Source organism: Yersinia sp. KBS0713, assembly GCF_005937895.2.
In the GTDB taxonomy this organism is placed as follows: Bacteria; Pseudomonadota; Gammaproteobacteria; order Enterobacterales; family Enterobacteriaceae; genus Yersinia; species Yersinia bercovieri.
Genome location: NZ_CP042173.1, coordinates 709,867 through 730,482 on the forward strand (window position 1 = coordinate 709,867; position 20,616 = coordinate 730,482).

A 20,616-nucleotide genomic window follows, 5' to 3' on the forward strand; every position below is an offset into this window, starting at 1 on the left:
CTTTACTCCAATGTACCAATGACATTCAGTGCCATATCATCGGGCACTTCATTATAAGACAATACATTTAGCCCATCGCAGAATAATCGCGCATAGCGCGCGACCAATGGGCGTAGTTGTGGTGTAACCAATAAAATTGGCTGGTGATTCTCTGCCTTCATTTGTTCTTTAATGATGGGCATATTCTGTTGCAGCTGAGTTAGGATATTGGGTTCAACAGGGAAATTATCCAAAACAACTTTCCCCGCTTGCTGTGCCTGATTCAGTGAACCCAATAACATATTCTCTAATTCGTGATTGATGGTATAAACCGCCAGATTTTTATCGTCGCCATTGATGGCATTAACTATCCCTGAGCGCAAGGCGTAGCGTACATCAGAGGTCAATAACAGAGCATCCTTGGTAACATTGGCGCTTTCCACTAAGGTAGTGGCAATGGTGACTATATCTTTCAGTGAGACATTTTCGATTAATAATTGGCGATATACTTTAAGCAGTTGACTGAAATTAAGTGCTGCAGCCAAATCTTCAGCCAGACGTGGTGACAGTGATTCAAGCCGTTGGTGTAATTGAGTGATGTCGTCATAGTTAAACAGTTCAGATAAATGATCCCGCACCACTTTATTCGCATGTGTCGCTACCACACTGGCACAATCAACTATCTGATAACCGAAGTTTAAAGCGGTCGCTTTATCATGTGGCTCTATCCACACTACAGCCAAGCCGTAAGTCGGATCGATATCCAGAATACCATCGATCTCGCCATATTGTTCCGCTGTAGGAATTGCCATCAGTTTATCAATATGGACTTCGCCCCCCGCCATTTTGACACCATTAATATTGATGGTGTACTGAGAGGGCTTTAAGCGAAAATTCTCTCGGACTTTAATTTCGGGTAATAAAATTCCGCAGGTTTCGGAAATAATTTGCCGTACCCCCCGCAGGCGTTGGATTAATGGGCGACCTTTTGATTCATCGACCAGCGTTACCAGTTTATAACCCAAATTCAGTCCAATTGGCTCTACCACCGGGATATTATCCCAATTGATATTTAACGCACTATCTTCAGAGATGGCTTGGTTGATGGCTGTAAGATCGGGTTCAGCATCAGCTTGCTGAATTTTTTTACTTTGCTGCCAAGCAGCGAACAGGAGTAATCCGGTGAAGCTGAGAAAGGCAAGATGGGGCATCCCCGGCACAATGGCGAGAATGAACATCACAAATGCCGCGGCATATAAGATGGTCGGTTTAGCCAATAACTGATCTTTAATTTCATCAGTCATATCCCCGCCATCACTGACTCGGGTGACAATAATTGCCGCTGCGGTTGCCAATAATAGCGACGGAATTTGTGCAACTAAGCCATCACCAATGGTCAGCAAGACATATTGCTGGAACGACTGGCTAGCACTGAGATCGTACTTAAATATACCGATACAAACACCGCCGATCACGTTGATCACCAGAATCATAATACCGGCAATGGCATCACCGCGAACAAACTTGGATGCACCATCCATTGCACCGTAAAAATCAGCTTCACTGGCGACATCTTTGCGGCGTAGACGTGCTTGCTCTTGATTGATTAACCCAGCATTCAGATCGGCATCAATTGCCATCTGTTTCCCTGGCAAGGCATCTAATGTAAAGCGCGCGGAAACCTCAGAAATTCGCTCGGCACCTTTGGTTACTACCACAAAGTTGATTGTTGGGGTCGTCTCCGAAGAGGAGCGACAAGAAATTGTGGCGCAATTGAATGGCGAAACCATTTTTGACAAGCAATCCTATATTTCGATCCCCTCCAAAAGTAAGAGTGGTGGCGGCAAGTTCTCCGACAGCATTGATGGTCACGAACAGGCCAAAGAGACCAAAAGTAACCTTGCAGTGGAGGTGCCGGAGCCAGAACAGTCATTGGAAGAGGTGGTGGATAAGTCGGGTAAAGAGATGGAAGAGTTATCGCGCATTATTATGCAAATCACCTCAACCTACGACGCGCAATCTAACTTGAAAATGGAGGTAGTACCGCAAGGGCTACGTATCTTGATTCAAGATGATAAGCAGCGGGATATGTTTCAGCGCAGCAGTGCGTTATTGACCCCATTCTTCAGCCGTTTACTGGCTGAACTGGCACCCGCCTTTAATGAAATGGACAATAAAATCATTATTACCGGTCATACCGATGCATCCCGTTATCGTGATCAGGTGCGGTATAACAACTGGAATCTATCTGGCGAAAGGGCACTAATGGCGCATAAAGCGCTGGTAAAAGGCGGATTGAGTGAGGAGCGAGTGCTGCAAATCAATGCAATGGCGGATCAGATGCTACTGACTCCGACAGAGCCTTTAGCGGCCAGTAACCGACGTATCGAAATTATGGTCTTAACCAAAACAGCGTCGGACACCCTATATCAGTTCTTTGGCAACCACGGTGAGAATGTCGTGAAGTCGGCGGTCAAAAAAGTCGAACAGTGACACTCATATTTTTCACCGTCCAGCCTACCCTCGAACCTCAGGGCTGGACGGTGTTTTTTATTGGCGATAATCGATTTGTTAACGCCACTCCTGCTAACGCCCATCGAATGTCGCTATTTGTCACGCCAAAAATTATCGTGGCGTGATAGTGACACTATTGCCATTGGTGGCAATCGTCACCCGTTGACCCGCATGGAACTGTGTCACCCCTTGCGCCTGAACAACCAGGAAGGTGGTGCCATTATCACGGCGGACTTCCAGTTCAACCCCACTGCTGCGGTTCATCATGCTCTGGACTTGTTGGCCGACAACGCCACCAGCAACCGCCCCTGCGGCGGTGCCGAGACGGCGGCCAGTACCACCACCAATGGTGTTACCCAAAAAGCCACCCACAACAGCCCCACCTACCGCACCGGCAATGTTATTGCCATCCCCACCCTGAATAGTGACCGGACGAACAGAAACCAAGGTGCCGTAAGTCACCGATTGGGCTTGCCCCGCCTGAGAGCTGCTAAAGGTATCGCCCGAAAGTGTATTATTATTGGCGCAGCCACTGAGTGTGGCGATGGCTAGAGCAGCAACAATGAATGATTTTGTCATAGCGGACCCTTCCTACTTGAAGTTGCAGCGGTGTTAGCTGCGCTTACTCACCCGAATCACTTACTGGAGTAAGCTCATCGGGATTCGCTCGTTTGCTGCCTACCTGCAACTCCAATTAGTTTGGGTGATACCCTTCCCTTGAAGTTGCAGCGGTGTTAGCTGCGCTTACTCACCCGAATCACTTACTAGAGTAAGCTCATCGGGATTCGCTCGTTTGCTGCCTAACCGGTTGAATAGTGACCGGTAAACAAATCATAGCACGACTCATTTACCGATAAATTGATTAAAACACAAAATATACAATTAACTACGATATTGGTGAGTGAGATTAAGGCTTTGTACCTGCGCTGAATTGACGAGGGGGAGGTCACCGGGGGCGCGTGTGTCACCTTTGGGCATGATATTACCGCTTTGCTGGCTCATCGACTAACCCCAGTAAGGTGATGGCGGCAGCACAGGTAAAGTTGATGACTCAATATACCTATAACGAGTTATTATCCGGGGCTGATATTATCTGTTTTCATTTCTCGACTTATGAAATTAATATTTATAGTTAAATAACTAAAATAAGTAATCGGCTATTAAAGTTATTAAGTCAATTTATGTTTTTGGCTAAATGATATTGAATTTCATCGGCATTATTCGCGGTATCACCTGACAGATTTTTTATTTTCTGGCAAATGAAATATTTTGCTGAAACGGTTTTAGTTCACAGATATTAGCCCCCCAATCATTCAATCAATTTCCATTGATAAAGATCAACTTAATTAAATTGGTGAGGTTACAAACTATTAACACTAAAACCATGTTTTATCTAAGGGTATAAACAGAGGAATAATAATGGTAGGGGAAAAAAACATGCTTTCCCAGCATGGCGTTAACCGTCGTGATTTTATGAAGCTTTGTGCAGCACTGGCTGCCACCATGGGTCTTAGCAGTAAAGCTGCCGCTGAAATTGCTAACACGGTCAGTTCACCGCAACGACCACCGGTCATCTGGATTGGTGCGCAGGAGTGCACCGGTTGTACTGAATCGCTACTACGTTCGACCCATCCCACCATTGAGAATCTACTGCTCAGTGTTATCTCGATGGAGTATCACGAAGTGCTGTCGGCCGCATTTGGTGAGCAAGCGGAGGAGAATAAGCACCGGGCTATCGAACAGTACAAAGGGAAATATGTGCTGGTGGTAGATGGCTCTATCCCGCTGAAAGATGGCGGGATTTACTGCATGGTGGCGGGCAAGCCGATTGTCGAGCATATCCGCGAAGCAGCGGAACATGCGGCGGCGATTATTGCCATTGGTTCCTGCTCCGCCTGGGGAGGTGTGCCCGCCACTGGCGGCAACCCGACTGGCGCGGTGAGTTTGCAAGACGCACTGCCCGGCAAAACGGTGATTAATATCCCCGGTTGCCCACCCAACCCGCATAACTTTTTGGCGACTGTCGCCCATATCATCACTTTCCAGCGGCCACCCGCGTTGGATGCCAAGAACCGCCCAACCTTTGCTTATGGCCGCTTGATTCATGAAAACTGCGAGCGCCGTCCGCACTTTGATGCTGGCCGCTTTGCGCGCCAGTTTGGCGACGAAGGTCACCGGCAGGGCTACTGCCTTTACCACTTGGGCTGTAAAGGGCCAGAGACTTATGGCAACTGCCCAACACTGGAGTTCTGCGATGTCGGCGGCGGCATCTGGCCGGTGGGTATTGGGCACCCTTGCTACGGCTGCAATGAAGAGGGAATTGGCTTCACCAAAGGCATCGCCCAATTGGCGAATGTGGAGAACCCCACACCGCGCGCTGAAAAACCGCTGATTCATAATCCGGAAGGCGGCGAGGTGTCGACCACGGCGACGGCACTGCTGGGCGGCGTGGTGGGATTGGTGGCGGGCGTTAGCCTGATGACCGTCCGTGAGCTGGGGCGGCAACAGAAACAGCGCCGTAAAGATGACGATCACCCATCGCGGGAGGAGTAGCCGTGAACCGACGTCACTTTTTCAAATTAGCCTCTGGCGGTGTGCTGCTAGCAGGGCTTTCGCCCAGTGCGCGAGCTGAGGTACAAAATCGGCCACCGATCCCCGGTGCGTTGAGCATGTTATATGACTCCACGTTATGTGTCGGTTGTCAGGCGTGTGTGAGTAAATGCCAGCAGATCAACCATAGCGAGTTTGCCGAACATGGCGAAACCTATGCCAGTGGTGAGGCCATCTGGTCAAACAACGACAAACTTAGCCCCTACACCAACAATATTATTCAGGTGTGGACCAGCGGCGCGGGGATTCATAAAGATCAGCTAGAAGATGGCTACGCCTATATCAAAAAGCAGTGTATGCACTGCGTTGATCCCAACTGTGTTTCTGTCTGTCCGGTGAGCGCACTGCGCAAAGATGCCAAAACCGGCATTGTCCACTATGACCCCAATGTTTGTACTGGCTGCCGCTATTGCATGGTCGGCTGCCCATTCAATGTGCCGAAATATGATTATGACAACCCCTTTGGCCAGATCCACAAATGTGAATTATGCAATCAGAAAGGGGTAGAGCGGCTGGACAAAGGTGGGCTACCCGGCTGTGTCGAGGTGTGCCCAACCGGTGCGGTGATATTTGGCACCCGTGAGGAGTTGCTGTCTGAGGCGCAACGGCGGCTGACCCTGAAACCGGGTGAAAACTACCGCTTCCCGCGTCAGACACTCAGTGCCAATGACACCTACGAGCACCCGGTCGCCCACTATGAACCGCACGTTTATGGTGAAAAAGAGGGCGGCGGCACACAGGTCTTGGTGCTGGCGGGGGTCCCGGCCGAGAAGCTCGATTTGCCGCCACTGGCAGAACTGGCGACTGGCGCGCGCTCTGAGCATGTCCAGCATACGCTGTACAAAGGCATGATCCTACCGCTGGCGGTTCTGGCGGGTGTCACGGCACTGGTGCATCGCAATACCCGCGATGAGCGCAAAGAAGATGATAGTCAGGAGCCGCCACAGAGCCAGGGTAAGCCGCAGACGCAGAACAAAAAGGAAAGTCGCGATGACGATGCATAAATCCAGCCCACTGGGTGGGCGGCTGGTCAGCTGGCCAGTGATGCTGTTAGCGCCCTTTGTGGTGCTCTGCGCGCTGCTGATAGTCAAGCGCTTGGTGCTTGGGCTGGGGTCTGTCAGTGATTTGAATGGCGGCTTCCCATGGGGGATCTGGATAGCCTTCGACTTACTGGTCGGCACAGGACTTGCCTGTGGCGGCTGGGCGCTGGCGTGGGCGGTTTACGTGTTTAACCGTGGTGAGTATCACCCGCTGGTACGCCCGGCACTGCTCGCGAGCCTGTTTGGCTATGCGCTCGGCGGTTTGTCGATCACCATTGACGTGGGCCGCTACTGGAACCTGCCGTACTTCTTCATTCCCGGCTATTTCAACGTCAATTCAGTGCTGTTCGAAACCGCCGTCTGTATGACGATTTATATCGGCGTGATGGCGCTGGAGTTTGCCCCCGCCCTATTCGAACGTCTCGGCTGGAAAGTCTCGCTGAAGCGGCTAAACAAAGTGATGTTCTTTGTTATCGCCCTCGGTGCGCTGCTGCCCACCATGCATCAATCCTCCATGGGGTCACTGATGATTGCTGCGGGTGCCAAGATCCATCCCCTGTGGCAAAGCTATGAAATGCTGCCGCTATTCTCCCTGCTGACGGCCGCCATTCTGGGCTTCTCGATTGTTATTTTCGAAGGATCCTTAGTACAGGCGGGATTGCGCGGGCGAGGGGCCAATGAAGCGCCACTGTTCACCCGCTTAACCACCATCATTGATCTGTTCCTGCTGCTGTTTGTGCTGCTGCGCCTCGGTGAAGTCATCGTGCGCCATAAGACCGATTATCTGTGGCATTTTGACCGCTACGCCATCGCCTTTTGGGCGGAAATCGTGCTGATGACCCTGCCGCTGCTGATCTTCCGTATTCGGCGGGCCAGAGAGGATAGCCGCTTACTCTTTATCGGCGCGCTCTGCATGATTGGCGGCGCGGCACTGTGGCGGCTCAACTACTCGCTGCTGGCCTTCAACCCCGGCGGTGGCTACAACTACTTCCCCACCACCAGTGAAATTCTGGTCTCAATCGGCTTCGTCGCCATTGAGGTCTGCGCCTACATTTTATTGATTCGGCTGTTGCCGGTGCTTCCCGCTCACGGACAGTTACATAAGAGTAATCAAACAGAGGTAAAGCATGAGCCAACGCATCACCATTGATCCCGTTACCCGCATTGAGGGACACCTACGGATCGACTGCGAAATTGAGGATGGCAAGGTGATCAAGGCCTGGTCCTCCGGCACCATGTGGCGCGGCATGGAGGAGATTTTACAGGGCAACGATCCGCGCGATGCCTGGATGATTGTGCAGCGCATTTGCGGCGTCTGTACCACCATTCATGCCATCGCCTCGGTACGTGCGGTGGAGAACGCGCTGGGGATGGAGGTGCCGGTTAACGCGCAGCATATCCGCAATCTGATCCTCGCAGCCCATAGCATTCATGACCATATCGTGCACTTCTATCAACTGTCGGCGCTGGATTGGGTGGATGTCACCTCTGCGCTGCAAGCCTCGCCACAAAAGGCGGCCGCCATGTTGAGCGGCCTATCCAGTTGGCCATTGAACAGCGCTGAAGAGTTCACCCGCGTGCAGCAGAAAATCAAAGATCTGGTCGCCAGCGGGCAGTTGGGTATTTTTGCCAACGGCTATTGGGGCCATCCGGCAATGGCGCTGCCGCCAGAGGTGAATTTGATTGCGGTGGCGCACTACCTGCAAGCACTGGAGTGTCAGCGCGATGCTAACCGCATCGTGGCAGTTTTGGGCGGTAAAACCCCGCATATTCAGAATCTTGCGGTAGGTGGCGTGGCTAACCCGATCAATCTGGATATGCCGAGCGTGCTCAATCTGGAGCGCCTGATGCTGGTGAAATCCTTCATCGATCGTCTGGGCAGCTTTATCGAGCAAGTTTACAAAGTGGATACGGCGGTGATCGCCGCTCACTATCCGGGCTGGCTCCATCTGGGCAAAGGGGCGGATAACTACCTCAGCGTGCCGGAGCTACCGACAGATCGCAAAGGCGAAACCTTCCTGCTGCCGGGGGGCTATCTGGAAAATGGCCGCTTCCGCCCGATAGCCAATCACAACGATCCCTATCTGATCAAAGGTATCGCCGAGAGCGGCAAACACGCCTGGTATCAGGACGACGAACCGCTCGCGCCATGGGAGGGTAAAACCAACCCGAACTACACCGGCTGGCAGGAAGATGGCAAATATTCGTGGGTCAAAGCGCCGACCTTCTACGGCAAAACCGTGGAAGTGGGGCCACTGGCGTGGCTGATGTGTGGCATGGCGGCAGGCCATGGGCCAACCAAGCAGCACTTCAACGATATCGGCGCGGCCTATCAACAGCTCAGCGGGCAGGGGATCACTGCCGAACAGTTACCTTCAACACTGGGCCGCATTATTGGTCGTGCGGTGCATTGCTGCGTGCTGCATGAAACGCTGGCGCAGCAGTGGACGGCACTGGTCACCAATATTGGCACCGGTGATGTGGAAACCTTTATCAAGCCGGATATCCCATTGACAGGGGAAATACGTGGTGTCGGATTTGAAGAGGCACCGCGCGGCATGTTGTCGCACTGGGTGGTGATTAAGGATGGCAAAATCGCCAACTATCAGGCGGTGGTGCCCTCCACCTGGAATGCCGGGCCACGTAACTATAACGACGAACCGGGGCCATACGAGCAAGCGCTGGTGGGCACGCCGATTGCTGATCCTGCCAAGCCGCTAGAGGTGGTGCGAACCATTCACTCATTCGACCCGTGCATGTCTTGTGCTGTACATATTGTTGATACAACGGGCAACGAAGTGACCAAAGTCAAGGTGCTGTGATGGGGATTTTGGTATTAGGTATAGGTAATTTGCTACTGAGTGATGAAGCGGTGGGAGTGCGTCTGGTGGAAGCACTGGAGCAGCGCTTTGCCATTCCTGCGGGTGTCGAAGTGCTGGATGGCGGCACGGCTGGTCTGGAGCTAATGGAGGCGATGGCGAATCGCGAGCATCTGATTGTGGCCGATGCGGTGCTAACTGGTCAGCCGCCGGGCAGTGTCGCGGTGCTGCGTGATAAAGAGATCCCCGCCATGTTTAGCCGCAAAGTGTCGCCCCATCAACTGGGGCTATGTGATGTGCTGATGGCGCTACAACTGACTGATGAGTTCCCGCGCCAACTGACACTGGTGGGCGTGGTGCCAGAGTCACTGGCGCCGGGGATCGGCCTGACCTCCACCGTGACGCAAGCAATGGAACCGGCACTGGAACAGATCCTGGCGGCGCTGCGGGCCAGCGGCGTCACCCTCAACCGACGGGAAGAGAGTCATGTCTGATGTGATTACCGGCCATCAACACCATCCGGCGGCGTTGCTGGAGAGTCGCTTTGGTCAGATAGCGGCTGAGTCGATGCGCGGTTTGCCGTTTTACCGCGACCACATCCCACTGCGGGCCTGTGGATTTCAGCTATTTGAGCAGCAGTGGATTGGCGCGCTATTGACACCGTGGATGCTGAGTTTAGTGGTGTTACCGGGGCCGAGTCAGAGCTGGCAGCGCCGCACTGTGGGTGAGCGACTGATGCTAGCGCTGCCTTGTGGCACCATCGGTTTTACCGTCAGCGAAGTGGCGGGCTGTGGCCAATACCTGAGTCGCTCGCTGATGTCGCCACTGGATACTACCCTCAGCGCGGAGCGGGCGCTGCAACTGGCAGAGCAAAGTGCGCGCATGGCGCTCTCACTGCCGGTGGTAGATGCCGACGGCCCTGCCAATCCACGGCGGCGCGCTTTGTTTAATAAAGTTAGCCAAATAAAGAATCAGCATGCATGAAATCAGCTTATGCCTCAGCACGCTAGAGCTGATTGAACAGCAGGCGCAGCGCCACGGTGCCAAACGGATAACCGCAGTATGGCTAGAGATTGGGGCGCTCTCTTGCATTGAAGAGAGCGCCCTGCGATTCAGTTTTGATGTCGCTAGCCGCCAGACACTGGCCGCCGATTGCCAACTGCATCTCAGCTACTTGCCGGCAATGGCTTGGTGTTGGGAGTGTAGCGCCAGCGTAGAGATTGAACGGCATGATGCCGGGTGCCCGCATTGCGGCAGCCATGCTCTGCAAGTAGAGAGTGGCGGCAATTTGCAGGTGAAACAGATAGAAGTGGAATAATTCTGAAGGAGTGAGTTCCTATGTGTACCACTTGTGGTTGCGCCAGCGGCGAGAGAAAAATCGAGGGCGACGACAGTCACCATCACGACCATCACGACCATCACGACCATCATGACGGCCACCACCATCATGACCATCACGACCATGATGATGGCCACCACCATCATGACCAGCACGACAGTGATACCAATGCGGCAAACATTCAGCATAAGCATAAACACAAATATGTCGCCAAAGGCACACAGCCAGTCATTGTCCATCACCACTATTACTACCATCAAGGCGATGTCCATCACCACTATCATGGTAAAGGCGCTGAGCATGACAAAGCCCCTGAGTCGCTGACTTTCTCTGAACCCGACGACACTGATGCGCCCGCCGTGGAGCCTTTTACCCCGCAGCTACATGCCGATCAACAAGGGCTGCATTACGGGCAAGGTGAGGCCGGTAGCCATGCGCCGGGGATGGGGCAGCGCCGTTTGCTGCAAATCGAGCAAGATGTGCTGAGTAAAAATAACCAGTTAGCCAGCCATAACCGTGAGCATTTTGTTGAGCAACATATTCTGGCGCTGAATCTGGTCTCCAGCCCCGGTTCCGGCAAAACGACCTTGTTGACCACTACTCTGCGACGGCTGGCAGGGCTGGTGCCTTGCGCGGTGATTGAAGGCGATCAGCAAACCACCCACGATGCCGAGCGCATTCGTGCCACGGGGGTGCCGGCGATTCAGGTCAATACCGGCAAAGGCTGCCATCTGGATGCGCAGATGGTGCATGATGCCGCGCACCGCTTGGATCTGAGCAATGACAGCCTGCTATTTATTGAAAATGTCGGCAATTTGGTTTGCCCCGCCAGCTTTGATCTGGGGGAGCGCCATAAAGTGGCGGTGCTCTCAGTGACCGAAGGCGAAGATAAGCCGTTGAAATACCCCCATATGTTTGCCGCATCCAGCTTGATGATTATCAATAAAATCGATCTGCTGCCCTATCTGGATTTCGATATTGAGCAGTGCATCGCCTATGCCCGCCAGGTGAATCCGGGCATTCAGGTGATTGCCCTGTCCGCCAGTAGCGGCGAGGGGATGGATCTGTGGCTGGAGTGGCTGGAGGCGCAGCGATGTGCTTAGGCGTACCCGGTAAAATTGTGGCTGTCGGTGAGGATATCCACCAGCTGGCTTGGGTCGAGGTGAGCGGCGTAAAACGTGAGATCAATATCGCGCTAGTGTGTGATGAATCACCAGCGGCCCTACTCGGCCAATGGGTATTGGTGCATGTCGGCTTCGCCATGAGCTTGCTTGATGAGGAGGAGGCCCGGCAGACACTGGCCGCGCTGGCCCATATGCAGGCGGTTGGATTGGATCTGGACGATATAGCAAGTGGGGCTGGTGATGCGCTACGTTGATGAGTTCCGCGATCCCGCCTTGGTGAGCGCCTTACTGGCCCGGATCGAACACTTACTGCCGCAACTGCCGGATCAACAGTGCTTGCCATTGCAGATCATGGAGGTGTGCGGCGGTCATACCCATGCGATCTTCAAGTTTGGCCTCGATCAACTGCTGCCGGACGGGCTGGAGTTTGTCCATGGGCCGGGTTGTCCGGTGTGTGTGTTGCCGATGGGGCGTATCGACAGCTGCCTTGAAATTGCCGCCCATCCGGAGGTGATTTTCTGCACCTACGGCGACGCCATGCGCGTACCAGGGCGTAATGGCTCAATGCTAGATGCCAAGCGGCGCGGCGCGGATATTCGCGTGGTCTACTCGCCGCTGGATGCGCTGACACTGGCACAGCAAAACCCAGAGCGGGAAGTGGTGTTTTTCGGCCTGGGTTTCGAAACTACCATGCCCGCCAGTGCCTTAACTCTGCAACAGGCCAGGCGGCTCGGGCTGAGCAACTTCACCCTGTTCTGTCAGCACATCACCATCATTCCCACTCTGCGCAGCCTGCTGCAACAACCAGATGTGCGCATCGACGGCTTTCTGGCTCCCGGCCATGTCAGCATGGTGATCGGCACCACGCCATACGGCTTTATTTGCGATCAATTTCGTAAGCCGCTGGTGGTCACGGGTTTCGAACCGCTAGATATCTTGCAAGGGCTGGTGATGCTGCTGGAACAGAAGGTCAGCGGGCGCTGCGCGGTGGAGAACCAGTATCGCCGCATTGTGCCGGACAGTGGCAACTTACTGGCGCAACAGGCGCTGGCGGAGGTCTTTACCGCTAAAGCCAGCAGTGAATGGCGCGGCTTGGGCGAGATAGCCGGCTCCGGTGTCCAGATAAGCCCGGCGTATCAGGCTTTCGATGCCGAGTTGCGCTTCAACCCGCAACAGCAGCGGGTCGCCGATGATCCGCGATCCCGTTGCGGTGAGGTGTTGACCGGCCGCTGCAAGCCAGATCAATGCCCGCTGTTCGGCGGCGAATGTACGCCAGAAAATGCATTTGGGGCGCTGATGGTCTCCTCCGAGGGGGCTTGCTCCGCTTACTATCAATATCGATAGTTTTCGATATCAGAGTTATGGCAAAGCTGGCCGGCGGGGAGATGTGCCGAATGGATCGTAGCGACGCAAGTCGCCGGAGCGCCCATCGGTGTAGTCGCCCCGCTAGTCTCCGAACTATAACTATTGGTTATCAAAATCAATAATCAGGCTACAACATAATGAATAACAAAGAGATTACCTTGGCTCACGGCAGTGGTGGCCGGGCGATGCAGAGCTTGATCGAGTCGCTGTTTCTGACGGCATTTTCTAACCCAGCGCTGAATGAGCGGGAAGATCAGGCGCGTATCGCGCTGGCGGATCTGGTGGCGCAAGGAGATCGACTGGCCATCTCGACCGACAGCTACGTCATTGATCCGCTTTTCTTCCCCGGTGGCGACATTGGCAAGCTGGCAGTGTGCGGCACCGCCAATGATGTGGCAGTCAGTGGCGCAACCCCGCGCTATCTCTCCTGCGGCTTTATTCTGGAAGAGGGGCTGCCGATGGCTGACCTTGAGCGCATTGTGCACTCGATGGCCGCTACCGCCCAGCAGGCGGGTATTCAGATCGTCACTGGCGATACCAAAGTGGTACAGCGCGGTGCGGCAGATAAGATCTTTATCAACACCACCGGCATCGGCGTGATCCCCGCCGAGATCCAGTGGGGAACCGCAATGATCCGTGCCGGCGATCGGATCATTGTCAGCGGCACCTTAGGTGATCATGGCGCGACCATCCTCAACCTGCGGGAAGGATTGGGGCTGGAGGCCGAGCTGAGCAGTGATTGCGCGCTACTGGCCCCCTTGATTGCGCCACTGCGTGCTATTGCGGGGGTGAGGGCGCTGCGTGATGCAACTCGCGGTGGGGTCACCGCAATTTTGCACGAATTTGCCGCCGCCAGTGGTTGCGGCATGGAGATCAACGAAGCAGATTTGCCGCTAAAATCGGCAGTGCGCGGGATCTGCGAGCTGCTGGGGCTGGATGCGCTCAACTTTGCCAATGAAGGCAAACTGGTGCTGGTGGTCGCCCCCGAGGCGCAGCCGGCGGTATTGGCCGCACTGCATCGCCATCCGCTAGGTCTTGATGCGGCAGTGATCGGGCAAGTAACCGAACGCCAGCAGGTGCGCTTATGTGGTGCGTTTGGTGTCTCGCGGCGATTGGATCTGCCGCTCGATGAACCTTTACCGCGTATTTGTTAATCCCATTCGTACTTGAAGCCGCAGGGGTGTTAGCTGCGTTCGCTCACCCGAATCACTGACTAGTGTCAGCTCATCGGGATTTGCTTACTTGCTGCCTACCTGCGACTCCAATTACTTTTGGGATCCCAGAGTCCTTTAAGCGGCAGAGAATTAACTATCAGTGGGAGTGTGATGTGGAGACAAACGGCCTCTGCCTGCGGGTAAAAGGCAAGGTGCAGGGGGTGGGGTTTCGGCCCTATATCTGGCAGCTTGCCCACCGCTACGGGTTGCGGGGTGATGTCAGTAATGACAGCGCTGGCGTCACTATTCACTTGTGGCAATCGGCAGCGGTGGCCGACTTTTTGCGTGCGTTGCCGCAAGAGTGCCCGCCATTGGCGCAGATCGACAGCATCACCATCAGCCCCTATCACTGGGGGCAACCGCCGCTGGATTTTGTGATCCACCACAGTGGGGCGGGGCAGATGGACACCCAGATTGTGCCAGATGCCGCGACCTGCGCTGCTTGCCTGCATGAAATGAACGATCCCGCCGACCGCCGCTACCGCTACCCCTTTATCAACTGCACCCACTGCGGCCCGCGCTTCACCATCATCCACCGGATGCCCTACGATCGCCCAGACACGGCTATGGGCGAATTTCCGCTGTGTGCGGCTTGTCAGGCAGAATATGACCATCCCGCCGATCGCCGTTTTCATGCCCAACCCAATGCCTGTGCGGCGTGTGGCCCGCAACTATGGTTGAGCGGGGCGAATGGGCAAGCCGTGGCCCATGGCTTCAGTGCGCTAGAGCAGGCCGCGCAAGCCCTGCTGGCGGGCGAGATCGTCGCCATCAAAGGCTTGGGCGGTTTTCATCTGGCGGTGGATGCCACTAATGCCGCTGCGGTGGCCCGTTTAAGACGGCGCAAGCAGCGGCCCTCTAAGCCACTGGCGGTGATGCTGCCGAGTGAGGAGTGGCTGACGCGCTGCGTGCAGAGCGCTGATAATGACGCACTGCTCCGATTATTGCGCAGCCCAGCGGCTCCGATTGTCCTGGTCGCGAAACAGCCCGACAGCCCGCTCTGTGCGGCAGTCGCGCCGCAATTAGCTGAAATTGGCGTCATGCTAGCGGCCAATCCGCTGCAACATTTGTTGCTGCAACAGGTGGCGCGCCCGCTGGTGATGACCTCCGGCAATGGCAGTGGCAAGCCTCCGGCGCTCAGTAATGAGCAAGCCCTGAGCGCCCTGAGTGATATCGCCGATCACTGGCTGCTACACAACCGGAAAATTGTGCAGCGGGCTGATGACTCACTGGTACGTTTCACGGCACAAGGGGCTGAAATGCTACGCCGTGCCCGTGGCTATGTGCCGGATAGCTGCGAACTACCGCCGGGATTTAGTCAACAGCCGGCGATTCTGGCGCTGGGCGCTGACATGAAAAACACCTTTTGTCTGCTGCGCAACCACACTGCGGTCTTGAGCCAGCACTTAGGGGATCTGGCGGATAGCGATATCGCGCAGCAACAGCAGCAGCTTTTGGCGCTGTTTTGCCAGATTTACCACTTCACGCCGCAGGCGGTGGTGGTGGATGCCCACCCCGCTTATGTCAGTCACCAATTGGGTAAACAGTGGGCCGCACAGCGGGAGATCCCCTGTGTGGCGGTGCTGCATCACCATGCGCATCTGGCGGCTTGTCTGGCCGAGCATGGCTGGCCGCGAGAGGGCGGGGCGGTGATTGGTCTGGCGCTGGATGGGCTGGGCTATGGTGCTGAGGGGCAGCTGTGGGGTGGCGAATGCCTGCTAGTGGATTATGCCAACTGTGAATATCTGGGCGGCTTGCCAGCGGTGGCGCTACCCGGTGGTGATCTGGCCTCCCGCCAGCCGTGGCGCAACCTGCTGGCACAGTTGCAGCGCTTTGTTCCGCACTGGCAACAGTTACCCGAAGCGGCGGCCATTGCGCAGCCGCAGGGGATGATGTTGGCGCGCGCTATTGAGCGCGGGATCAATGCGCCGTTGGCCTCCTCGACTGGGCGGTTATTTGATGCGGTCGCCGCTGCGCTGCATATTGTTCCGTCGTCGATAAGCTGGGAGGGGGAGGCGGCCTGCTTGCTGGAAGCGCTGGCAGGGCAGAGCGCCCAAACCGCCCCGCCGGTCACTCTACCGTTGCGTGATAATCAACTGGATTTAGCCACCTTTTGGCAGCAGTGGCTGGCCTATGATGCCTCACCGGCTGAGCGGGCTTATGCTTTCCACTTTGCACTGGCGCAGGGTTTTGCCGCCCTGGCCCGTCAAGCCGCTCAGCGTTTTAGCATTGATACTATTGCCTTTTCTGGCGGTGTGCTGCACAACCAACTGCTGCGAGAGTTACTTTGCGCGCAGCTGAGCGATTTTCAGCTCTTGCTGCCGCAGCGTCTACCTGCTGGTGATGGTGGATTAGCCTTGGGGCAAGCACTGATTGTGGCGGCCCGTGGTGTTGCTGGGCGATAGTCATTGCCCCGAGACCGAGCGGTGTTGGGTGGTGCGGCAGTTAGTCGAAATAGGCATTGCGGATAAGCACCGATAAATCATGCAATCTCATTGGCTTGCCCAATAAGTAACCCTGCACTTCATCACACATCAGCGACTGTAAATAGCCCAGTTGCGCCTCGGTTTCAACCCCTTCTGCCGTCACTGTCATCGAGAGTGCATGACCAAGATTAATGATGCCCTCGACAATCGACTGCCCCTCATGTGATTCAGCCAGCTCATCAATAAAGCTTTTATCAATCTTCAGCCCATCAAACGGGAAGCGGCGCAGATAGTTTAGTGATGAGTAGCCCGTGCCAAAATCATCCATCGATAAGCGCACGCCAAGGGCTTTGAGCGCCGTCATGGTCTTAAATGCCCCGTCGGCATCTTCAATCATGATCCGCTCGGTGATCTCCAGCTCCAGCCGATGGCTGGGCAGCCCTGTTAGCAGTAGCACTTGTCGCACCCGCTCAATCAGGCGCTGGCTGCGGAATTCAATGGCGGAAATATTGACCGAAACAATCAGTGACGGATGCCATGTGGAGGCATCCTGACACGCCTGCAACATAGTCCAGTCGCTGATTGAGGTGATAAGCCCGGTCTCTTCTGCCAGCGCAATAAATTGATCCGGCATCAGCAGCCCCAGCACCGGGTGATTCCAGCGCACCAGAGCTTCGGCACCAGTTAGTTGCGTGCCTTCGATGCGGTAACGCGGCTGGTAATAGAGGCTGAATTCGTTGTGTTTGACGGCTTGGCGTAAAAATCGCTCCAGTTCACTGCGCTGCATTAGCCGATCATTCATCTCACTGGAGTAGAAACTCCAGTGGTTAAGGTCACTGTTTTTGGCTTCATACATGGCAATATCGGCAAAGCGCAATAGCTCCTCGGCCTGCATAGAGTCTTGCGGAGCCAGTGCAATGCCGATGCTGGCACTGATATAAATATCCTGATCATTAATGACGTAAGGGCTTTCGATGTGCGTAATCACGCGGGCGCAGAGCTGCTCAATCTCCTTGATTGAGGAGAGGCCGGTAATAATCAGAATGAACTCATCTCCCCCCTGACGGGCCACTAAATCTTGATCGCGCAAACAACTTCTTAGCCGCTCAGAGACTTGATGCAGCACCTTATCGCCAGCAATATGACCGAAGGTGTCGTTAACCGGCTTAAATTTATCCAAATCAACATTGAGAATAACCAGTGGGTGCGGTGAGGCGGCGAGATTTCGCAGCTTATTTTCCAGAAACTCTTTCATTCGCAGACGATTAGGTAAACCTGTCAGCGCATCATGCAAAGAGAGGTGCTGAATACGCTCCTGCGCTTCTATTTCTCGGGTGATATCCGATGCGGTGCCACGGAAACCGATGGTTTCGCCATTTTTGATAATGGGTTTGGCATAAATACGGCAGATCCGTTTCTCGCCTTGGGCAGAGAAATAGGTGCATTGCAGCTCATTGCGCGACTCGGTGAGATGGGTATGTTGCAGCCAGGAGCGGAGCGGAATAATCTCGCAATTGAGCAGCGAATCCAGATTACGCCCTAGCCAATGCTCCACACTTAATCCGGTGATGGTTAAAAAACGCTGAGACAGATAGGTGATGCGCAGATTGGCATCGGTCTCCCATAACCAGTCAGTGGCGGCTTCGGCGACATGACGAAAACGCTCTTCGCTGGCTATCAAGGCGGCTCTATTTTCATCGGCAATCTGTGCTTCGGACATTGCACGCCTTAGTACCAGCCAGCCGGATAGCCCTAGGATCAGTGCAACCAGTGCCAGCAGCGGGAGCAAGATATTGAGCAGTTGTGCACCGGGCATATTTTGGTTCCAGTGCAGCGCCAGCGTACTATTATCATCTGAGGATAGCAGCATTGACGGGTTGGCGGCGGCATCATCTTTGTCTCGAGGTGTGCGCAGTTGATGGATACCATAATCTTCGCCTAAGGCACTTAGCTCAGTTTGGGTCAGAAAATCGATAAAAACTAAAACAGAAGGTGCACCGGCGACTGATTTAACGCGCGGGTCACTGCCGGTGGTTAAGGCTGCGGCGGCCACGATCACCGGTTGCCCCGCCACCTCAATGGTTTCTGTCGCGATATATTGTTGTGTCGCCCGCTGGCGTGCCGCATCAATAATGGGGGTAATATCTTGACCGAGCCAATCTAGCAAACTGGTACTGGCCAACTGCCCTTTGATGACGGAGTAGCGGGTCTTTCCCTGCCCATCAACCACAAATACGCCTTCATAGCGAAAGTCGTTATACAGCGACGGCCCTAGATTTTGGCTGACATAGGCCCACTCGGGGTCCACTTTGGTATGCAGATGCTCGTAAGCATCCCCCCAAAATGCATTATCTTTGATGCGAACTTTTATGGCGTCCTGGCGCATTTGCCAGGCTTTCTCTACCAGAAAACGGCTTTGGGACTGTGCTTGTTCATTCAACTGTGAGGCAATATAGATGATGCCCACCGCAGCAATAATAATGGTTGCTCCCACTAACAAGGCCATGGCCTGTAAAGTTTGTTTCGCGAAGAAAACATTATCCCCTTTTGTCCGTGTTTCCGGCCACTTGGAGTCTGTCATGGTGAATTCCCTTAGCACTGACGAAGTTCGGGCTGATAGTGAATATGATAAAAACTTTTTTTTAATCAGCAGGAAGCGATGACTCTGAGGCAATACAAGCTAGCATATTTCTGCATACATATAATTTGAGCTTAGAATAATTTAATGTTCAGATGCTGATTTTTTCAGCAAAAAAGAGAGAATTTAGAAAAAGCTTATATTATTACCGACTTAATCTTAAGGAGGTATGACCTGTTTATTCTGTGGGCGGCGCGATAAGGGGGATCATTCATCAGGCGGTGATAGGAATTTTTACCCTAAGACGTTAAAGTGACATCAGAATATTATTAATCCCGCTAAGCTTTGTTAAAGCCGCACTCAAACACATTATCCTGCCGAGAGTAAGGAATAAACCACCATGCCCACACTGAAATTGATTCGTCACAGGATAATGGCTGACATGCAGCAAGCCCGATTTGCTCGGCGACACCCTCTGACCCCTTATATTATTGCGCTACTCCTGAGTTTCAGCCCATTCGGCGCGATGGCTGCCGACGCGCCACTGCCGGCGGTGACCGTGGCGGTGGTGACCTCAGCCACGCCAGATTCGGCACTGCAATATCTGGGGCGAGTGGAAGCCATTCAAGCGGTGGATGTGACAACCCGCACTGAAGGTTTTATTGCCCGCCGGTTATTTACTGAGGGGCAGATGGTTAAGCAAGGGGATCTGCTGTATGAGATTGATCCCGCGCTGCATCAGGCGTCAGTCACTCAGGCGCAGGCGCAGTTAGATAGCGCCACTGCCAGTGCCAACCATGCGCAGGTGAATCTCACCCGTTTGCAGCGGTTAGGCAATAATCGCTCAGTCAGTCAGGCGGAAGTGGATGAAGCGCAGGCGCAGCGGGATATCAGCCGTGCTGCGGTGGCACAGGCGCAGGCCAACTTACAAATTCAGCAGTTACAGCTCGGTTTCACCCAAATCACCGCCCCGATCAGCGGTCAAATTGGTCACAGCCGCTTTAATGTTGGCAGCCTGATTAACCCCGCCAGCGGCACCTTGGTCAGTATTGTCCAGCTTGATCCGATTCGTGTGGCGATTGCGGTCAATGAACGCGATTACATCACGGCGACCTATCAGTTATCCGCTGCGGGAACCACCGCTGATAATACTGCCCTGGCGTTTGGCAATTTCACGCCACGCATTCAACTGGCAAATGGTAAGCAGTACCCAGACAGCGGTGTTTTTGAATCCGTCGATAACCAAATTGATAAGCAGACCGGCACTGTGACGATCCGCACCCGTTTTGCCAATCCTCGGCATCTGCTGCTGCCCGGTGGGGTCGTGAATGTGTCGCTGGCGGCAGAAACGGCGAAATCAGTGATAGCGATACCCATTGCCGCGTTACAGCAGAATAAGCAGGGCCACTTTGTGTTAGTGGTGACTGATAAGGATCAGGTTGAGGTGCGGCCAGTGACCCTCGGCGAGCAGTTTGAGCAGCAATATGCAGTGAAAGATGGCCTGAAAGTGGGCGAGCGGGTGATTGTGGCGGGGCTACAACATGTGCGCCCCGGCATGACCGTCAACGCCACGGTTGCTACACCGCTGACCACGAACTAAGGGGAAGGCCA

The 20,616-nt window shown here is 54.3% G+C and carries 16 protein-coding genes and 1 pseudogene; 14 read left to right on the top strand and 3 right to left on the bottom strand.

What is annotated here, in order from left to right; all coding sequences use genetic code 11:
- Nucleotides 1–2: 2 nt before the first annotated feature.
- Nucleotides 3–1,706, bottom strand: a pseudogene (locus FFE93_RS03325) (flagellar biosynthesis protein FlhA); the annotation flags it as partial.
- On the opposite strand from FFE93_RS03325, the gene lafU reads away from it, so the two are divergent.
- Nucleotides 1,684–2,472 (top strand): putative lateral flagellar export/assembly protein LafU, encoded by a 789-nt coding sequence (lafU, locus tag FFE93_RS03330; protein WP_032898094.1) that lies wholly within the window; start codon nt 1,684–1,686, stop codon nt 2,470–2,472. The pseudogene FFE93_RS03325 and the gene lafU overlap by 23 nt on opposite strands.
- Nucleotides 2,473–2,604: 132 nt before the next feature.
- Here lafU and FFE93_RS03335 read toward each other — a convergent pair whose 3' ends face one another.
- Nucleotides 2,605–3,072 carry a glycine zipper 2TM domain-containing protein gene (locus FFE93_RS03335; protein ID WP_005275300.1) on the bottom strand — a complete coding sequence of 156 codons (468 nt, stop codon included), beginning with the start codon at nt 3,070–3,072 and terminating at the stop codon, nt 2,605–2,607.
- A gap of 840 nt (nt 3,073–3,912) precedes the next feature.
- Between FFE93_RS03335 and hybO the strand changes: the two genes are divergently transcribed.
- From hybO to hypF, 12 genes are all read left to right on the top strand, one after another.
- Entirely contained in the window at nt 3,913–5,046 is a 1,134-nt protein-coding gene (hybO, locus tag FFE93_RS03340) for a hydrogenase 2 small subunit (protein ID WP_072083829.1), read from the top strand.
- Nucleotides 5,047–5,048: 2 nt separating this feature from the next.
- Entirely contained in the window at nt 5,049–6,107 is a 1,059-nt protein-coding gene (gene hybA / locus FFE93_RS03345) for a hydrogenase 2 operon protein HybA (protein ID WP_032898096.1), read from the top strand.
- Nucleotides 6,094–7,293, top strand: a complete 1,200-nt coding sequence (gene hybB, locus FFE93_RS03350; RefSeq protein WP_054873018.1) for a Ni/Fe-hydrogenase cytochrome b subunit — start codon at nt 6,094–6,096, stop codon at nt 7,291–7,293. The genes hybA and hybB overlap by 14 nt, the downstream gene beginning before the upstream one ends.
- The gene (gene hybC / locus FFE93_RS03355; RefSeq protein ID WP_049601956.1) at nt 7,271–8,965 is read left to right on the top strand and encodes a hydrogenase 2 large subunit; all 1,695 of its coding nucleotides are present in this window, start codon (nt 7,271–7,273) and stop codon (nt 8,963–8,965) included. Before hybB ends, hybC begins: the two co-directional genes overlap by 23 nt.
- Nucleotides 8,965–9,456: a HyaD/HybD family hydrogenase maturation endopeptidase gene (locus FFE93_RS03360; RefSeq protein ID WP_032898101.1), complete on the top strand. Its 492-nt coding sequence runs from the start codon at nt 8,965–8,967 to the stop codon at nt 9,454–9,456. The genes hybC and FFE93_RS03360 overlap by 1 nt, the downstream gene beginning before the upstream one ends.
- Entirely contained in the window at nt 9,449–9,946 is a 498-nt protein-coding gene (hybE, locus tag FFE93_RS03365) for a hydrogenase-2 assembly chaperone (protein WP_032898102.1), read from the top strand. Before FFE93_RS03360 ends, hybE begins: the two co-directional genes overlap by 8 nt.
- Nucleotides 9,939–10,280, top strand: a complete 342-nt coding sequence (hypA, locus tag FFE93_RS03370; RefSeq protein ID WP_057648758.1) for a hydrogenase maturation nickel metallochaperone HypA — start codon at nt 9,939–9,941, stop codon at nt 10,278–10,280. Before hybE ends, hypA begins: the two co-directional genes overlap by 8 nt.
- A 20-nt stretch (nt 10,281–10,300) precedes the next feature.
- Nucleotides 10,301–11,404 (top strand): hydrogenase nickel incorporation protein HypB, encoded by a 1,104-nt coding sequence (gene hypB / locus FFE93_RS03375; protein ID WP_138774767.1) that lies wholly within the window; start codon nt 10,301–10,303, stop codon nt 11,402–11,404.
- Nucleotides 11,395–11,679, top strand: a complete 285-nt coding sequence (hybG, locus tag FFE93_RS03380; protein WP_057648759.1) for a hydrogenase maturation factor HybG — start codon at nt 11,395–11,397, stop codon at nt 11,677–11,679. The genes hypB and hybG overlap by 10 nt, the downstream gene beginning before the upstream one ends.
- Nucleotides 11,666–12,769: a hydrogenase formation protein HypD gene (gene hypD, locus FFE93_RS03385; RefSeq protein WP_138774768.1), complete on the top strand. Its 1,104-nt coding sequence runs from the start codon at nt 11,666–11,668 to the stop codon at nt 12,767–12,769. Before hybG ends, hypD begins: the two co-directional genes overlap by 14 nt.
- 158 nt (nt 12,770–12,927) lie before the next feature.
- Nucleotides 12,928–13,944: a hydrogenase expression/formation protein HypE gene (gene hypE / locus FFE93_RS03390; protein ID WP_049601946.1), complete on the top strand. Its 1,017-nt coding sequence runs from the start codon at nt 12,928–12,930 to the stop codon at nt 13,942–13,944.
- Nucleotides 13,945–14,117: 173 nt separating this feature from the next.
- Nucleotides 14,118–16,406 (top strand): carbamoyltransferase HypF, encoded by a 2,289-nt coding sequence (hypF, locus tag FFE93_RS03395; RefSeq protein ID WP_138774769.1) that lies wholly within the window; start codon nt 14,118–14,120, stop codon nt 16,404–16,406.
- Between the two features lie 40 nt (nt 16,407–16,446).
- Here the strand turns inward: hypF and FFE93_RS03400 are convergent, their stop codons facing one another.
- Entirely contained in the window at nt 16,447–19,008 is a 2,562-nt protein-coding gene (locus FFE93_RS03400; protein ID WP_049601940.1) for an EAL domain-containing protein, read from the bottom strand.
- A 397-nt stretch (nt 19,009–19,405) separates the two neighbouring features.
- Between FFE93_RS03400 and FFE93_RS03410 the strand changes: the two genes are divergently transcribed.
- Nucleotides 19,406–20,605 carry an efflux RND transporter periplasmic adaptor subunit gene (locus tag FFE93_RS03410; RefSeq protein ID WP_054873014.1) on the top strand — a complete coding sequence of 400 codons (1,200 nt, stop codon included), beginning with the start codon at nt 19,406–19,408 and terminating at the stop codon, nt 20,603–20,605.
- The last annotated feature ends 11 nt before the right edge of the window (nt 20,606–20,616 follow it).

Excerpts from the sequence above, each read along its gene's own strand:
- hypA (WP_057648758.1), top strand. The coding sequence starts at position 9,939 with ATGCATGAAATCAGCTTATGCCTCAGCACGCTAGAGCTGATTGAACAG.
- hybO (WP_072083829.1), top strand. The coding sequence starts at position 3,913 with ATGGTAGGGGAAAAAAACATGCTTTCCCAGCATGGCGTTAACCGTCGT.
- hypE (WP_049601946.1), top strand. The coding sequence starts at position 12,928 with ATGAATAACAAAGAGATTACCTTGGCTCACGGCAGTGGTGGCCGGGCG.
- FFE93_RS03360 (WP_032898101.1), top strand. The coding sequence starts at position 8,965 with ATGGGGATTTTGGTATTAGGTATAGGTAATTTGCTACTGAGTGATGAA.
- hybG (WP_057648759.1), top strand. The coding sequence starts at position 11,395 with ATGTGCTTAGGCGTACCCGGTAAAATTGTGGCTGTCGGTGAGGATATC.
- hypB (WP_138774767.1), top strand. The coding sequence starts at position 10,301 with ATGTGTACCACTTGTGGTTGCGCCAGCGGCGAGAGAAAAATCGAGGGC.
- hypD (WP_138774768.1), top strand. The coding sequence starts at position 11,666 with ATGCGCTACGTTGATGAGTTCCGCGATCCCGCCTTGGTGAGCGCCTTA.
- FFE93_RS03400 (WP_049601940.1), bottom strand. The coding sequence starts at position 19,008 with ATGACAGACTCCAAGTGGCCGGAAACACGGACAAAAGGGGATAATGTT.
- hybC (WP_049601956.1), top strand. The coding sequence starts at position 7,271 with ATGAGCCAACGCATCACCATTGATCCCGTTACCCGCATTGAGGGACAC.
- FFE93_RS03410 (WP_054873014.1), top strand. The coding sequence starts at position 19,406 with ATGCCCACACTGAAATTGATTCGTCACAGGATAATGGCTGACATGCAG.
- hybB (WP_054873018.1), top strand. The coding sequence starts at position 6,094 with ATGACGATGCATAAATCCAGCCCACTGGGTGGGCGGCTGGTCAGCTGG.
- hybE (WP_032898102.1), top strand. The coding sequence starts at position 9,449 with ATGTCTGATGTGATTACCGGCCATCAACACCATCCGGCGGCGTTGCTG.
- FFE93_RS03335 (WP_005275300.1), bottom strand. The coding sequence starts at position 3,072 with ATGACAAAATCATTCATTGTTGCTGCTCTAGCCATCGCCACACTCAGT.